Source organism: Pontibacillus litoralis JSM 072002, from assembly GCF_000775615.1.
GTDB classification, from domain to species: Bacteria; Bacillota; Bacilli; order Bacillales; family BH030062; genus Pontibacillus; species Pontibacillus litoralis.
The window spans coordinates 17,385-33,615 of record NZ_AVPG01000029.1; the positions used below are offsets into that span (position 1 = coordinate 17,385).

Annotated in this window: 14 protein-coding genes, 1 pseudogene and 2 riboswitches; of the genes and pseudogenes, 13 read left to right on the forward strand and 2 right to left on the reverse strand. The window is 33.3% G+C overall.

Annotated elements, in window-relative coordinates:
- Positions 1–12 precede the first annotated feature (12 nt).
- The 5 genes and pseudogenes from N784_RS14150 to N784_RS14170 all read left to right on the forward strand — a co-directional run bounded on the left by N784_RS14150 (position 13) and on the right by N784_RS14170 (position 3,524).
- Positions 13–462: a DUF4362 domain-containing protein gene (locus N784_RS14150; protein ID WP_036835933.1), complete on the forward strand. Its 450-nt coding sequence runs from the start codon at positions 13–15 to the stop codon at positions 460–462.
- 315 nt (positions 463–777) lie between these two features.
- Positions 778–1,302 (forward strand): annotated as a pseudogene (locus N784_RS14155) (3-hydroxybutyrate dehydrogenase); the annotation flags it as partial.
- A gap of 140 nt (positions 1,303–1,442) precedes the next feature.
- On the forward strand, positions 1,443–1,844 hold the full coding sequence (locus tag N784_RS14160; RefSeq protein ID WP_036835936.1) for a hypothetical protein: 402 nt from the start codon (positions 1,443–1,445) through the stop codon (positions 1,842–1,844).
- 53 nt (positions 1,845–1,897) lie between these two features.
- Positions 1,898–2,007, forward strand: a riboswitch (TPP riboswitch).
- A 79-nt stretch (positions 2,008–2,086) separates the two neighbouring features.
- Positions 2,087–2,578, forward strand: coding sequence for an energy coupling factor transporter S component ThiW (thiW, locus tag N784_RS14165; protein WP_036835938.1), 492 nt, complete (start codon positions 2,087–2,089; stop codon positions 2,576–2,578).
- A gap of 82 nt (positions 2,579–2,660) precedes the next feature.
- Positions 2,661–3,524 (forward strand): CvfB family protein, encoded by an 864-nt coding sequence (locus tag N784_RS14170; protein ID WP_156965272.1) that lies wholly within the window; start codon positions 2,661–2,663, stop codon positions 3,522–3,524.
- A gap of 853 nt (positions 3,525–4,377) precedes the next feature.
- Here N784_RS14170 and N784_RS14175 read toward each other — a convergent pair.
- Positions 4,378–4,929 carry a helix-turn-helix domain-containing protein gene (locus N784_RS14175; protein WP_036835941.1) on the reverse strand — a complete coding sequence of 184 codons (552 nt, stop codon included), beginning with the start codon at positions 4,927–4,929 and terminating at the stop codon, positions 4,378–4,380.
- A gap of 236 nt (positions 4,930–5,165) precedes the next feature.
- Between N784_RS14175 and N784_RS14180 the strand changes: the two genes are divergently transcribed.
- The 8 genes from N784_RS14180 to N784_RS14215 all read left to right on the forward strand — a co-directional run bounded on the left by N784_RS14180 (position 5,166) and on the right by N784_RS14215 (position 15,398).
- Complete coding sequence (locus N784_RS14180; RefSeq protein ID WP_198134437.1) at positions 5,166–5,699, forward strand: hypothetical protein; 534 nt, start codon at positions 5,166–5,168, stop codon at positions 5,697–5,699.
- 52 nt (positions 5,700–5,751) lie between these two features.
- Positions 5,752–6,258: an MFS transporter gene (locus N784_RS14185; protein ID WP_052127343.1), complete on the forward strand. Its 507-nt coding sequence runs from the start codon at positions 5,752–5,754 to the stop codon at positions 6,256–6,258.
- 167 nt (positions 6,259–6,425) lie between these two features.
- A complete protein-coding gene (locus N784_RS14190) occupies positions 6,426–7,118 on the forward strand; it encodes a hypothetical protein (RefSeq protein ID WP_036835946.1) in 693 nt (230 codons plus the stop codon).
- Positions 7,119–7,219: 101 nt separating this feature from the next.
- Positions 7,220–8,938: a dsDNA nuclease domain-containing protein gene (locus N784_RS14195; protein ID WP_036835948.1), complete on the forward strand. Its 1,719-nt coding sequence runs from the start codon at positions 7,220–7,222 to the stop codon at positions 8,936–8,938.
- Positions 8,939–8,947: 9 nt separating this feature from the next.
- Positions 8,948–9,568, forward strand: coding sequence for an ABC-three component system middle component 1 (locus N784_RS14200; RefSeq protein WP_036835951.1), 621 nt, complete (start codon positions 8,948–8,950; stop codon positions 9,566–9,568).
- Positions 9,558–12,497, forward strand: coding sequence for an AAA family ATPase (locus N784_RS14205; protein ID WP_036835953.1), 2,940 nt, complete (start codon positions 9,558–9,560; stop codon positions 12,495–12,497). The genes N784_RS14200 and N784_RS14205 overlap by 11 nt, the downstream gene beginning before the upstream one ends.
- Positions 12,498–12,998: 501 nt before the next feature.
- A riboswitch (TPP riboswitch) is annotated at positions 12,999–13,098 on the forward strand.
- A gap of 136 nt (positions 13,099–13,234) precedes the next feature.
- Positions 13,235–13,987, forward strand: a complete 753-nt coding sequence (locus N784_RS14210) for a 3-oxoacyl-ACP reductase (protein ID WP_036835955.1) — start codon at positions 13,235–13,237, stop codon at positions 13,985–13,987.
- A gap of 79 nt (positions 13,988–14,066) precedes the next feature.
- Complete coding sequence (locus N784_RS14215) at positions 14,067–15,398, forward strand: LLM class flavin-dependent oxidoreductase (RefSeq protein ID WP_036835957.1); 1,332 nt, start codon at positions 14,067–14,069, stop codon at positions 15,396–15,398.
- 465 nt (positions 15,399–15,863) lie between these two features.
- Here the strand turns inward: N784_RS14215 and N784_RS17000 are convergent.
- Positions 15,864–16,231, reverse strand: a 368-nt coding sequence (locus N784_RS17000; RefSeq protein WP_232306035.1) for a hypothetical protein, incomplete at its 5' end; no start/stop codon positions are given.

A 16,231-nucleotide genomic window follows, 5' to 3' on the forward strand; every position in this document is an offset into this window, starting at 1 on the left:
TGGTGGTATACTATGAAGTATAGTTTACTTTTTTTTGTTCTTATTCTAGCAGGATGTATGGGGAATAATCAGCAAGATAGTAACTCTGAGATTGATTACTCATCCTTTAGTCCGGATAGTGCCATTGAACGAGGTGCGGTTGTTATTACAAACACAGGAGAATTTAACACTGAAAAATTAAAAGAATTCGAAGCAATGGTAGATAAAAATAAGTCAACTAAAATAGAGATAGTTGAGGTTACAACTGAAGGAAGTCCAATATACAAAAAACTAAGTTATAAGAACAAGCAATTAAAATTAACTATTGATTCTACAAGCGATTCTTACGGTGAAAATGGCAAAGTCTCCTATAGTTGTAAACGGCTTGTAACTGCTAAAAATGATAATGTAATTGATTATAAACTATCAGAATGTAAAGGGCATACGAAAAACATACTAATAACAAGCATAAGTAATAACTGAAATGTGTACCATTATAAACTCCTACGCTGTACATTGCTTTATGCCTTTTGGTTTGTGTAACCATGCGTGGATCGTTAATCTTATGTAGGTTTCGACCATTGATTTTAAAAGAAAAAACACGGAATGAAAGATCTTAAATTCTTGCTTTAATGTTATTAAGTCAATGAAAGGAATCTAACTTTATCACTTTAAAGCAAATGGGTAAGATTGGTGAAGATCAAAAGCTTAATTCCTCTTTCTTTTTAGCGAGGAATTAGGCTTCTTTATCTTTTAAAGTCCTTAACGTTGTAAATCCGCATCTTCCTGACGGTACCCCTAATAAACAATGCCGGTGTTCAACATGTTGCATCGATTGAGGATTTGCCAACGAGTACATTTGAATTTATGACAAACGTAATGCTTGTTGCACCTTTTGTGGCTACGAAGCATGTTTTTCCTATCATGAAGAAACAACAATCAGGACGCATCATAAATGTTGCATCGATTAATGGGTTAATTGGCTTTGCTGGGAAGGCTGCTTACAATAGTTCCAAACACGGTGTCATTGGACTTACAAAGGTTGCCGCTTTGGAAGGGGCGGAACATGGTATTACTGTGAATGCTATTTGTCCTGGTTATGTTGACACTCCGCTAGTACGAGGCCAGTTAGAGGATTTAGCGAACAACCGCAATGTTTCTTTAGAAAAAGTGTTGGAACAAGTGATTTATCCGTTCGTGCCACAAAAACGACTTTTAACTGTAGAAGAGGTAGCAGATTATGTCGCTTTTATAGCTAGTGATAAAGCCAAAGGAATAACAGGTCAAGCTGTCGTTTTAGATGGAGGATATACAGCACAATAATACACGACTCACAGAATGATTGGGGAGTGAAATAGAAGGAATTTACTAGTTGTATGAGGATTGCCAAATTACACAGAGACGGTGCAAGTAAAAAGTCAGGACTTTCTTAAATGTATTCCATAACAAGGGGAGGGACCATTATGAAATCTAATCGTATCCTTTTATTTGCGAGTATTATGACAAGCTTCATAATTGTATATCTAGCTGCATTATTAGGATTTGTATGGTTTGAGCAGTATTCAATGCCAGAAGGAATAACAGACTTAAATTATGTCGTACTTTCAATCGCTTTATCTGTTCCGTGTATTGTATATCTCCTTATGAATAACAAAAGAGAAATATCATTGATAAGTACCTTGATAAAGACTGAGTTTATTTCTTATTTAGTTATTATTCCTGTTTTACTAGGGCTTACCTTCGAAATATCTCAAGGTAGGGTAATGGGACAAGAAGGAATTATAGCTATGATAAGTGTTCTAATTGCATTTAAAGCAATCACCATGTTCATCGCCAACTTCTTTCAATCCAATCATCGTTATTAACTCAAAGCTTGTCTCCACAATGAATCTATTATATGATGTAAATGGAAATATCGACAAACTACTAGGGGTGCCTAAAAAGGCTGAGAAGAAAATAATGCAACTTTCTAACTCTTAATAACCTGATCTGGTTCATACCAGCGTAGGGAAGTAGTAAATCAACACTCTATTTACTACAACTTTGTCAGGTCTTTTTTGGCCTGGCTTTTTATATTTTCTTCCCCTTAAAGATGGGAGAACTATTTATGAGAAAAACACAATTATTAACAACGATGGCCATTTTAATAGCGATTGGTACGTTAGGATCGCAATTATTATGGTTTCCAGCTGGTATTGCGAAAGCCTACCCTGTTCAACATGCGGTGAATGTGATCGCGGCAATAACACTTGGTCCTGTACCTGCTGTCGTTATTGCTTTTATTATTGGCCTATTACGAATGTCATTAGGGTTAGGGACATTGCTTGCATTCCCGGGAGGTATGATTGGTGCTTGTTTAGCTGGTATGTTCTATAAATGGTCTGAAAAAAAAGGATGGGCCGCTACTGGAGAAATTATTGGTACAGGTGTCATTGGAGCGTTATTTGCAGTTCCTTATGCTCACATTTTGATGGGAAGTTCAGCTGGTGCGTTTCTATTTGTTCCTCCATTTCTCGTTAGTAGTATCTCGGGAGCATTCATAGGGTTGTTTATTCTTTCACGCGTGAAGGTTAATCAACTGCAGCTAAAGAAAGTGTAAAAATGCTTTGCATGTATGTGTTTTGCCGTATATGATAAGAATGAAGGTAACTTATACATAGTAAACGTTAGGAAGAAGGCTGATGATGAATCAATTTAAAGTAGGTACAACAAGCACATACAAGGTAGATCGCATCATTGATCACGGCTATGTGTTAACAGATGGAGTAGAGGAAGTCATGCTTCATATAAATGATGCGGAAGAACAATTAGAGGTAGGACAACAAGTCCAAGCATTTCTATATCATGATAAACAAGGTAAGATCGTCGCAACTACATATATACCTGAGATTGATTTCGTTCGATATGGCTGGGTTGAAGTAGTCGATATCGTGGATGATTTAGGGGTTTTTGTAAATATAGGCATTCCTAAACACGTTCTCGTTTCGAAGGATGATTTGCCTTTATTCCGAGAGCTATGGCCTTATGTACATGACCAATTGTATGTATGTTTACAAAGGGATAAACGTGATCGCCTCTTAGCCAAACCGGCCACGGAAGATGTCATGCAGCAATATGCAGAGCCAGCCCCTGAATCATTATTGCATGCACCGATTAGTGGAACGGTATATCGAACGAATAAAGTAGGATCATTTCTTGTTACGGAAGAAGGATATCAAGGATTTATTCATCATACAGAGCGGAAAGAAGAACCACGTCTCGGTCAGTGGGTGAAAGGTCGCGTTATTGATGTGAAGACAGTGGGTTCTTTGAACATTTCGCTTCGACCACAAAAAGAAGAGGCTTTAAGTGAAGATGCAGAACATATTATGGAATACTTAACATCCCATGATGGAATAATGTTCTATACGGATAAAAGTGACCCCGAGGCCATACGCGAGCAATTTAATATTAGTAAAGCAGCTTTCAAGCGTGCATTAGGTACGTTAATGAAACAAAAGAAAGTAAAGCAAGAAGACGGAAAAACGTTGTTAATAAAAGCATAAATTACACAAGCCCGTATGATGCCATGCGGGTTTGCTGTTTAATAACACGATATGCGTACTAGTTAAGCACTATATTTCACATGTTCGTCACAGCTTACCCTTGATACCTCACAAGGCGACTGGCGCTCAAAAGTATAGCAGGGGGATTCTTCGCGACAAAAAGACTTCGTTTTTTCTTCCGTCATAAACGGAAACTGAAATGCTGCAAGGTACTTCTTGTTCACAACTATTTCTTTTTTACAAAATGTAGGAATTTTTGTTTTAAGGCCAAACTAGAACAATTTAATAATGAAAGGGAGAGTGAGGATATGAACAAAAAGATTTAAAAAGAAATTACAGCGAGCTGCTATTTGCCAAGCAAAATGAACAGAGGTTTCCAGATCAAAAAGACTATGTAAAAAATTGTATAAAGATAGAAATGCAGTATTATGATGCAGCACTATTCACCATACGATCTAATGTGTCTCGATAGATTTTCTTAAGTGTGTAGTCATCTATCAGTCGGAAATCAAACTTTTACAGTTTTTTAGCATTGTAGAATGAAATCAACAAGCTTCGTGAGAACAAAACATTAAGGGCTTACGCTCGTGTATGATAAAAGCGAAATAATCAAAGCCCCATCGACCGTCCTGGACCTTCCTATTCGGAAACAGATGAGACAGTAAAGGCAAACCTAGCATAGCAGATTCTTATCGCTATAGCTGTACCCTATAAAACATTCACACAAGGAGTTTGGATACGAGAGACTATCTTAATTCAAATGAGACAAATCAATTTTTAGTTATTCTAGCATTAACGCAGCTTTTGGATGGCACAAGGAGGATGGATAAGAAATGAGATATGGAAGCAATAATTAATTGCCGAAAAGCCTTTTCCATAGGCTTTTTTTCTTTACTTCTTGGGTGGCACTAGCTTCAATTCGTGCCTGTTGCATATCTTTCATGGTTTGCATTAGCTGTTGATCTCGTTTATTTAGGGATTCTTTAATATAGTTGCTTTGTTCTTCGAGTTTTTGCAGCAAAGCTTGATTAAATTGTTCTTGCTTTTTAAAGTTGTCTTTCAGGTCTTGCAGCTCCTGAAGTATTTTATCTTGATTCTTTGGTTGATCTTCGGGTTCTAATGGGTTTTCTCCAGTCGCTAAATAGTAATCAATTTGCTTGATGGAGTAGCCTTGATCTCTACTTAATTTCTGAATAAGGAGTAATCGCTCAATAGCTGCCTTATCAAAGTAATGATAGTTATTTTTCCCTTTAACAGTTTGAATATGGCTTTTTAATTCGCGCAGCCAGTTTCTAAGTACGTGTGGACTTTCATTAATTTGTTGTGCAGCTTCTTTTACGGTTAATAATAGTTCTCTTGGGTTCTCCTGCATGTTTTCCAAACCTTCGTTTTTACTTTCGCTCAACTTTCCACCTACCTTCCCAACATAGGTGAGTACCTATGTCTCCATTTATTTAACGCCATAAAACAGGATTTGCAACCTTGATATTAAGTTTTATGAAGCTTTTAACGCAGCTTTCCAAACTTATGTTATATATTCGGTATGGATTTACAAATTCCTTTTAATAATATTACTGATCACAATTTTCATTGGTAAAATATACTTATTTTACACCAATTTTTAGGTTGTGTATGCTTTTTTTGAAACATTTTCATAATAGAATACGTACTTCTAAGAAAGGAGGCGCTTTCATTGGAAAAATATTGTTAATTATCAGCTTTTTTGTTTTGTTGGTAGGTTGTAATAATGAGGAAAAAGATAATGGGCAAGAGAATGCAACGTTACAAAGTCAGATAGAAAGCTTAATGGAGGAAAATAAGTTTAAATACCAAGAGATAATTGATCTTGACATAGTAGGGGATTTTATTTACGGGGTTTCTTTGAATAACAATGGAGGGTTAGATTTATTTATAGTTAATTATGCTAGTGGCACTCTGAAATGGGTAGCGGGGCCTGGGGACGTTACAATATTAAGTGATAAAGAATCAAGGTATGCCTATATTATTCAACCTGATGATCCAAATGTAACACAAGTTAATGTATTTGGAAAACCTGCTAAGGCAGTAACCTATTTTGATGAAAAGTCGGAAGACTATACGAGGGAAATAAAATATTGGAAAGCTTATACAGAAAAGGAGCCATCCCCTTCAGTTGTAGAATATATCAAAAATTAGAAATAATAGATGGAATGTTTTTAAAAATTTAGGTCTTACAGGTTCTGTGTTGATGATAATTTTTAGACTAAAAGAAGAATTATCTTTACCATCATATCAAATTGGGATAATATACACATTAAGTGCTTTTGAAGGCATATTAAGTGGGTGGATACTCCCTCTAATACATAATAAATTCAAATCCAGTCTAACATTGTTAAGCTCGATGTCCTTGTTGGGTTTATTTTCTACAACGAATTGGGTTTTAATAGGTTTTTTTAATGCTTTATTAATGGGAAGTGTAGCTTTACATTCTCGTTTAGTTAGTATTTTGTATCAAACTCAAGTTCCAATAGACTTTCTAGGCCGTGTAATTAGTGCAAGTAGGCTAATATCGACAATTTTAGCTCCAATAAGTGTTCTAGTAGCTGGTTATCTATCAGAAGAATTTGGTTCTTCTACTGTGTTTTTGATTGGCTCAGTTATCATTTTCCTAACCAATATAATTGCCTTAAGCTCTTCGCCTAGAAAAGCAAATTGGGGATCGGAAAATAAAATTACTGAAGAAACAGTATGCTGATTTTTCTTAGAAAATACATTGAAAAATGAATATACAGTTGAATGAATTTCATGAGGATAGTTGATTTGATAGATTTGTAATTTCAAGAATTGAAAGGGGAATAGAAGATTCGTTCAACGGTGGAATACGCAATTTTAAGCTTTCCACTAAGAGGGAGGGATGTAGGAATGATTGGAAAATGTAGTTTAAAAAATAAAAAGATGAATTATAGTATGTTAATTTTAGTAATAATATTTTCTTTTATATTTGCACCGTCATTCAACACAATAGCTTCAGCCTCAACTATTAATAATGCGATTACAGAACTAGATGATTCAGGAATCCAAGTAACTAATGTGGAAGATTTAGGGAATAATCATGCTGCTATGACTATTATTTTAGAAGATGAAAATATAACACTTGATATGGATATAAAGCAACTTGATTCAGATTCTATAGTAGTAGAAACAATAGGTAGTAATGGAGAAGACCATTTTTTAACTTATAATGATGGCGATAGCTTTATGATTCTTGATGGTGAAAAAATAGAAATTGAAAAAGAAACTTATGTTGAAGAAAATATTAAGGACAGCACTGGAAAATATTTGAGGGGTGCATGGGACCCTGTTTATGTGTCAACTTCTAAATTAAAAATTGGGAAGACTGTTAAATCAATTGGTGCACTTGCTACTGTAATCGGGGGAGTTATAGGAGTGGCTTATTTGTCAGGAATTTCTATTGCAGCAGGAACTATCGCTACAAAAGTTAGTGCGTGGGCTGGAGCAGTTGGATTAGGTTCTTTATCAGCAGGATATTTTTTTGATGGAAATTTACAATATAAATTGTATAGGACAAAATCTAAAGTTTCTACCTATAATTGATTAAGAATCAAAATGTTTTTTCTGCATGAAGCCATTTGTATTTATGGTAAAATATTCATTAGGAAACAATTTTTTTAGCTTGAATATTTGGGGGTAAGTTAATGGAGACAACATATAAAAATTCAGTACATCGATATCATTTAGAAAAACTCAAAGAATATCAGGAACAAAGCGGGGAAAATTTCGAAGAAATTGATGAAGATGAAATAATTAACAAACTGATGGAGGGCGACTTTGACGATTTAGGTGGATTAACTGCAATTAGAGGTTTTGTGTATCAATATTACGTGGCAATATATTTTATTCTTAAGATGGTACAAGATCCGAAAACAAGTTGGTGGGACAAGGTTGTATTTGAATATTTTGATGATGTAGCATTGTTGAGAAACGATAAAATTCGTTTCATTCAAGTTAAGACTGTGAGAGAAAACAGTTCAAATAGGTTACGGCCAAACGACATCTACTCACGGAGCGCAAAAAAAAATGTGGAAAGTAACTATGATTATTTCAATTCATGGACAGATAAATTATTCAAAAATTACGAATCATTCATTAATAAAAAATCTATATCTTTAATTGATAATTACTTGGAAAAAGATTCTTTTGTTGATCCTGAGTTTGAACTTGTAAGTAACACACCCCATAATAGCCTTGAAGATTTAGAAGTATTTACACTTAATCCATCATTTAATGCGGATATTTCAAACGAAACTATCCTAAAGCCAAATATAGAAAAACCAATAGTTCTAAAGGATAATAAAAGAATACAATTCGATAAAGTGTTTTCTAAATCAGTGGAATTTTATTTAGAGAGGTTATATATTAACAAACTTGGCTCTTTTGACTCATTAAAGAAAATAATTGAAGGTTTAATAGAAGATATCATCCGAATTTCACACCCAATCAAAAAAACAATTGTTGATGAAATATTCAGGAATTTATTGTCTGAAATAGTACAACGGACTTACAGGGATGATTCAGAAATGGACAAGTCTCACTTAGTCTTTAAAAGAGAAGATGTACAAGCATTAATTTACACATGGTGTGAGTCTTTGAAAGACAATGCAGCGAGTTATTTAGAAGATAGTTCTCTATTAAGTATAATTAGATATCTACTGGAAGCTCTTCGAAATGAATTTCAAGAAGAGTTTGAATCTAATCAAAAGTTATTAAAGGAATTACTCGAGACTTTAGATTGGTTTAGAACAGAGTTTGAGGAGCAGTTTAGAAATGACTCAACATATTGTTTAGTGTTTTTGAATAAACTGTTTAATTTACAAAGCACAATCAAAGTAGAAAAATTTAATAATGATAAGAACAAACAACATATTAAGACTTCTCTATCGTATATAATACGTTGTTTAGTTTTCTATCCTTCTAAGAAGGTGGAATTCAAGAACGCTCAGTTATTGTTTCACGCAGGTGAAATAGAGAATGAAAAACTTTTATTTACTATTTATAATGCTAGAAATAGGTCAAATACTGTTGTTGTAAAAAACACGGTGGTTTCTGCATTGCAACAATGTGATTACGGTTCTCAAATTAATCAAGATCTATTTAGTTTAATACTTGATGAGAAAAAAGAGCAAACAACAGAAAAATCCGAGACTAGTAAAAGGCTTGCGGCAAGGTTTGCTGTTACTAAAGTTGAAAGAGAAGACATATCGATAATTGATCCACCTGAAAATTTGAAGTTCATTAATACAGCTGAAGTGGAGGATTTTTTTGGGTTTTTCAGTAACACGAATGAAGAAGAAGTTCCCACATTTCAGAATAGAAAGATGGAGAATGATTGGAAATTAAGTTTATTAGAGGAGTAGGTGTTTTATTTGCAAATTGAAGAGTTGATTATTAAATTTAAGCAGATGGGTTACGAATCAATGGAGTTTGAACTTTTTCATGATGAATTGACTGAAAGTGGAATGCAGATGTGGGTAAAGGAATCAAGAGTGATTTTTTTAAAAGAATACGAGGCAAAATCGTTATTTCTTGACTGGTATATTTCAGAACAACCAATTATTGCAAGTATATATAATTATCTTCCTTCAAATTACAAAAACAATATTTACTTTTTCATGATTCTTAACTTTGATTTGAGTAAGGATGAGGGTTTAGCACTTTCTATAAATAAGGTTGTTAAAGATGAATACGTGTGTAAAAAATATGTTTTTCAATCAGTAGATGAAATTACGGATGTTCCTTTTCTAAGCGATCAATTTATTAAAATGCCACAATTTGATTATGATCAAGAGTTCAAATCTGGAATCTTAAATTTTAATACAATAAATGAATTGACTGGGGAAGAAAAAGAAGATCTTGATAGTTTTTACTCATTGGCTAACAACTTGCTGGATTACTATTTCACTTCGTATTCCGTCTTAGAAGAAACTAGCAAATTTGAAAAAGATATCTTAAAAATAGGAAATAGGAGTGTAATTAATGAAGATTAGTCGACTTAAATTGGAGAATTTCAGAATATTTAGAGGTATCCATGAGTTTGACTTGAAAGATAAAAAAGTAATATTAATAGAGGGTTCAAATGGACATGGAAAAAGTACGATATTTGATGCTATATGTTGGGTGTTTACAGGAGAATTAAATCGATTTTCTGGTAGTAGCGAACAATCCAAATTTAACTATCTAGTTAATAACTATGAGTATCAGAAGCAAACCTATAGAGTTAGTGTAGAAGTGGATATAGTTAACAGCGACGGATCTGTAAGTACTATCAGAAGAGAAATTCGAAAACTATTATCAGGTAATATAGACAAAAAGCTTTTTGTTGAAGGTAAACAATACACTATTCGGGAAGGGTTAAGATTTATAATCAACCTTATTACAAAAGGGAATTTTTTAAACCAAGAACAAAAGTTGAACAGTTTTAGTTCAATATTTGCTTCTACCCAAATCTTATCCCAAGAAAATTTGGAAGAATTTGTGAAGGTGGATAAACCAACCGATAGGTATGCAAAACTTGAAAACATTCTTGGTCTCGATAAATATGGGAAAGAATTAAAAAATTATATTAATAAGAGCAAGACTGCTTTTGAGAATGAATTAGATCGTATAGACTCACAACTTAAAGATGTTGAAAACGAATTAAAGCGCCTTGACACACGGTATAGAGATAATGAATATATACTGGATTACACCGGCGAAGTCAGTGAGGCTCATTTAATTGATAAATTGAATACATATTTTTATTCTCTACCAGAACATCTTGTGAATTATAATACTATAAAGATCAAAACCCTGGAAGAAGAAGATATTCAAAGAATTAGAAATCAAAGAAAAGAGCTAGAGAACAAAAATACAAAGTTACAAAATATGAATTCTAGGATACATAGGTTTGATATAACTAATTCTGATCTTAATGAGGAACAAACAAAAATTGATATTTCATATAAGTATTTGTTAAATGTCAATAAAAAATTGAAAAAAAGAGAACACGGGAAATTACGAGCTGAAAGTAGAAGAAATCAATTGTTAGTACTTGAAGAAAACCTTCAAGAAATTGGGATTTTACAAGAAGAACTAGGTGATTTAAAAGATAAAGAGAATGAGATGAAAAATTTTCTATCTTATGTAAATAGCAATATGAAAATAAAAGAAATTATTAAAAAGTATAATAGCTATAGTAATTTCATACAGGTATTCGAAAATGAAAAAGCAAAAAAAGTAAAAAAAGTAAATGAATTGGATTTAAAGTATAAAAATCACGAACTAGAGAAAATAGACAAAAATTTGAGTAGTATTGAGAGTGAAATTAAAGCTAAAAAAGAAAAACTTGAACAAGTATACAGTAATAAAAAGAACAAAAATCACATTATTGACCAGTTAAGATTTAAAAAGAAGGACATTCGTGCAGATAATTTTCAACAAATTACTTTTTCACTACAAAGAAGCCTCTTAAATAGAGGATCTGAAAAAGAGTGCCCTGTATGTGGCAGTGATTTTGAAGATGTAAACACTCTCTTGAGCCATGTTGAGTTTAAGCTGAAGGAGGGCCAAGAAAAGTTCGATGAAGTTGACATAAAACTTAGCGAGGAACTTTCTGCGATTTCAAATATAGACAATGAGATAAAGTCTTTAGAAGAGCATATCAAATCATTAGAAGAAAAATTAACTGTGACGTTGGAAAATAAAAAGTCTATTGAAAATAAAAAAATATATCTTGAATCTATTATTGGTGATTTGTCAGATTTAGACAGGTTAAGCATAGAAAGTGAAATTGAAAAGATAGAAAACTTTATAAATGAGCATGAACATCATTATAACCTCTCCAAGGATGTTCTTGAAAAGTTAAATGAATTAAAATCTTTAGCAGAGAGAATTAGTTTGAAAGAGAAAAAGACTGAGAGTTTAAAGAAGCCTTTCAAAGGGAAGTTTTCGTATGCTTTCAATAAAGATGCAATCACCTCAAGAGTAAAAAAATTGGATGATTATTTAGATGGAAATAAAAAATCATCTAAGCAGTTGAAAATAAAAAAAGCTCAACATGAATCTACAATTGATGGACTAAGAACTAAGATTGATCAGATTCATTACATTGTAGAGACTTTAGAGTCAGATTATCCTAAAACATTCGAAAGTTACAGGATTAATGAATGTTTAATATACATTAATCAACAATCCAAATTGATATTAGATATAGATGCTGAAATTGCAGCTAGCTTAAAGAACGTTTCAGCTTTTAAAGAAAAAGATAAGTTGACTGAAATACAAGGTCAAAAAGAGAAAACACTTCAAATAAAACAGAATATGGATTTAGAGCGTACCGTAGCGAAAGAAAACTTAAGTAATATTGAAATCCTTAAAAAAATACACACTAATGTTCAGAGTGATTTAATTAACAAGTACCTAAGAGATAATAGCAAGATAATTGATCAGTTTTTTAGACAAATCTCACCGCACGCATATTACAAGCATGTCAAACTGGTAACTAGAGCAAATGACCTGTATTTACTACTTTCTGAGGAAGACGATTGGGTCGAGTTGGATGATCTAACTAAAGAACAACTAAAACAAGAAGTAAATGCAAATTTAAATTTCAGCGCGGCGCAATCAACAATTCTTGCACTAAGTATCTTCTTAGCTTTAAATATCACACAAAACTGGAGTAAGCTTAACATAATTGGAATAGACGATCCTTTTCAACATTTAGACGATGTTAACACATATTCGTTTATTGATGTGCTCACCTCACTTATTAATAACGAAGAAAAACAAATAATTGTAAGTACACACAATAAGAATTTTTCTGACTTGCTTATGTCAAAATTGTCTTTACCTGATGAAAATGTACAAAAGATAACAATTAATTCTTATAGTAAGAAGCACATTGATATTACAGCAGCAAATTACTTGAATATGGATTAAAGAGAACTAGCAAAGTAAAGCGAATGTAAATCATTGTTATGAAGACAAACAACAAAGGCAAGTAGTTAAATTGACAGAAATATTAGATGTTATTTCACCAAATAGCTACAATAAAATAAAATGATAAATTTAAAACAGGAAGTATAATATAATTTAAAGAATGTATTCAACTAGCACCTATATTTTTGGTGTAAATTGGTTCAAGTAATGTCATTTTTTATCCTGCATCATACATTTTTATCCATATATCAATTCCCAAAACATTGATATTAATGGATTAGGATGTATTCAATACACTTAGAATCTACCTGTATATTTCTCAAAACGTTATTAGGATTGTTGATGCATTTGAAGCCCTGCAGCCGAAATGGTTCACTACAACTTTTGATTAAGTATTTGGTGAATCGGCTAATTTTAGTATAAAAAGTTTTAAAATTCCTTTAATAGCTATATTTCCTTGACATAAATTTCTTGAAGCTATAACATTGAATATAACTTAAATATATGCACTAGGGGTGTTATTTAACTGAGATGAGTATTACTCAAACCCTTTGAACCTGAACTAGTTAAAACTAGCGTAGGAAAGTGTAAACTCTAATACATACTTAAAGAGCGATTGTGCCTTATTCTTTAAATGTGGTTATTTGTTTTTACGCAGCTTTCCTATGGGAAGGTTGCGTATTTTTTTATTTTATTATTTAAGTTACATCAATATTATAAATATAGGAGTTGTTAAAATGACTAGAACAGTATTAGTAACAGGTAGTAGTAGAGGGTTAGGAGCAACGATTGTAAAGACATTGGCAGAACAAGGATTTAAAGTGGTTATCAATTACTATAAAAGCAAAGATCCTGCTGAGAAACTCGTTTCTGAAATTGGTGAACAGAATGCTATTGCAATTAAGGCGGATGTAACGAATCGTAAAGAAGTAGATACATTGATAAAGAGAGCAACGGAATATTTTGGCCAAATAGATGTTGTAGTCAACAATGCATTAATAGATTTCAAATTTGATCCAAACAAACAGAAAACCTTCACAGAACTTACTTGGGACGATTATCAAAAACAACTAGATGGTACTTTAAAAGCAGCATTTAATGTAGTTCAAAGTGTTATCCCTCAGTTTATTGAACGACAAAATGGAAGTATTATAAGTATAGGTACTAATTTATACCAAAATCCTGTTGTACCCTATCACGAATATACAACAGCTAAAGCTGGATTAATAGGCTTCACACGTAATATCGCTTCTGAATTAGGAGTATATGGTATAAAAGCGAATGTAGTTTCAGGTGGGTTGTTAAAAACGACTGATGCTAGTGCTGTTACAACACCAGAGGTATTCGATTTAATTGCTCAATCAACGCCATTGAAGAAAGTTACCACACCTCAAGATGTAGCCAATATGGTCGCTTATTTATCTTCGGAAAATGCGAACGGCATTACAGGTCAAAATTTCACAGTAGATGGTGGTTTGACAATGAACTAATGGCTTAATAAATAACCATAGATAATACTTCAAAAATATACAAGACCATTCATAATGATGAATTTTGAGGTGTAATTAAATGATAAAGACTAAAGAAAAACAACTACACTTAGGTGTTTTGCTGTATGGTTGTGGACACCATCAAGCTGCTTGGTTAATGCCTGACTCAAGCATTGAACAAATTGGAGACATCTCCTATTACCAATCGCTAGCTCAACTGGCGGAAAAAGGATATTTTGACGCCGTATTCTTTGCTGATAATCAATCATTTCAAGGTAAAGATTGTAGTGATATGCCAGCATTTTGGTTTGATCCAGTAGTCAATTTAACGGCTATTTCTCAAGTGACAAATCATGTGGGATTAGTTTCAACCATTTCAAGTACTTTTTCTAATCCTTTTACAGCTTCACGACAACTATTAAGTTTAGACCATATTACAAAAGGACGTGTTGGTTGGAATCTCGTTACGTCAATGACTGATTTAGAGGCGTTAAATCATAGCATGGAAGAACTACCTCCTCATGACAAACGATATGAGAAGGCAGATGAATTCGCTGCTTTAATGAATAAGTTATTTCTTTCGTGGGACAGTAATGAGTTTCTACATCATAGAGAAGAAAGAAAATTGATAAATCCTTCAAACATTCAGCCTTTTAATCATGATGGTACCTATTTTAAAGTATATGGCCCATCCACTACGCCAAGAAGTCCGCAAGGCAAACCAGTATCAATGCAAGCAGGGGCTTCTAAACAAGGAATTGCATTAGCTGCTAAATATGCCGATGCAGTCTATTCAGTATCGTGGAACTTAAAGCAAGCCAAAAAATTCCGTGAAAAATTAGATGAACAAGTTAAACAAAGCAAAGTCAGAAATAGACACATTAAAGTATTTCCAGGCTTAGTAACCTATGTAGGTCATACTCGTGAAGAAGCTTTAGCCAAGAAAGCAGCATTAGATAAAAAATTACCTATTGAAACAGCTTTAAAACAGTTGAGTTTCTTTATTCAACAAGACTGTTCTAAATGGGAGATGGATAATAAAGTACCTCAATTACCGCCAGTAGAAGAATTCACTGGTCCAGTTGGTCGTTATGAAACGATACTCGAAATAATTAATGATACACAACCTACAGTAAGAGAATTATTAGGATATCTTAATGCAGGCGGGGGGCATCACACGCTAATAGGTACACCCGCCGAAATTGTGGATCAGATGGAAGTCTGGTTTGAAGCAGGTGTAGCTGACGGATTTAATCTTATGCCTCCGACACTACCCGGTAGTTTAGAAGATTTTGTCGAACTAATTGTTCCTGAAATGCAAAGAAGAGGAATATTCAGGAGGGAATATGAAGGTCATACTTTCCGTGAACATTTAGGATTATCTAGTATAGCCGTAGAGACAGCAAAATAAAACCGTTTAACTATCTTGCTTTATTTGAGGAATTTCAAATGAAGAACAGTTAGATGATTTCTTCCCATGGTCACCAAGCTTCCTGTTAAAACTAAATATAAATGATAATAACAGTCCCATCTAAGTAAATAGGTGTGGACTGTTTGCCACTTACCAAAGCCTTTAAATAGAACAATGATTAGACAAAACATATCAATTGAGAAAAAATCCGGAAACAAGGGATTGGAAATATTTTTGATTATTTCAACGTAAAAGAACTTAAGCAGAGGAAATATGCGAGCCACAGGAACAGCATAAAGCCTTTCATCACATTGAGCAGAGATCCATATAGTTTTGTCTATTAATTTCCAAGTATATAACTTTCCCAATGTAAATAAGAAAATACCTATATGTGCTGCATGTATTGGTGCATATGCAGTTCTTGGTGCTGGTAGTATTGCTGGAGCGGTAGCTTGTTTCAATTATTTATAAGCATTTGTGAGGTGATTTGATGAACAAGGTTTTGGCTATCTCGATTTTAGGGATGGGTTTAACTGGTGCTGTTCTAATCATTTCGGTAGCACTGTTATTTGAATCTCCAATAGGAAATTTGTTGAAGATAGTTACCACTGCTTCAGCAGTAGCTTTTGTTATATTCGCTGTCTCAGCTTTAGTATTCCGTCGGCGATTAGATGAAAAGGAGTAGTTTGATATAAAAATAGAAGTACCGCAAACGGTCACGAGGGCAAAACCCGCCTTTTGCTGAGGTAGCATAGGGCAGGTTTTTTTGTTTACTTTTTTCTCGTGACGGATTGCAACACCTAAGGGTAAATAAAAGAAGCCCATAACGACCT

Bases quoted from the DNA above. Each gene is read 5' to 3' on its own strand.
- N784_RS14190 (WP_036835946.1), top strand. From the start codon at position 6,426: ATGATTGGAAAATGTAGTTTAAAAAATAAAAAGATGAATTATAGTATG.
- N784_RS14215 (WP_036835957.1), top strand. From the start codon at position 14,067: ATGATAAAGACTAAAGAAAAACAACTACACTTAGGTGTTTTGCTGTAT.
- N784_RS14160 (WP_036835936.1), top strand. From the start codon at position 1,443: ATGAAATCTAATCGTATCCTTTTATTTGCGAGTATTATGACAAGCTTC.
- N784_RS14210 (WP_036835955.1), top strand. From the start codon at position 13,235: ATGACTAGAACAGTATTAGTAACAGGTAGTAGTAGAGGGTTAGGAGCA.
- N784_RS14205 (WP_036835953.1), top strand. From the start codon at position 9,558: ATGAAGATTAGTCGACTTAAATTGGAGAATTTCAGAATATTTAGAGGT.
- N784_RS14185 (WP_052127343.1), top strand. From the start codon at position 5,752: ATGATAATTTTTAGACTAAAAGAAGAATTATCTTTACCATCATATCAA.
- thiW (WP_036835938.1), top strand. From the start codon at position 2,087: ATGAGAAAAACACAATTATTAACAACGATGGCCATTTTAATAGCGATT.
- N784_RS14170 (WP_156965272.1), top strand. From the start codon at position 2,661: ATGATGAATCAATTTAAAGTAGGTACAACAAGCACATACAAGGTAGAT.
- N784_RS14195 (WP_036835948.1), top strand. From the start codon at position 7,220: ATGGAGACAACATATAAAAATTCAGTACATCGATATCATTTAGAAAAA.
- N784_RS14150 (WP_036835933.1), top strand. From the start codon at position 13: ATGAAGTATAGTTTACTTTTTTTTGTTCTTATTCTAGCAGGATGTATG.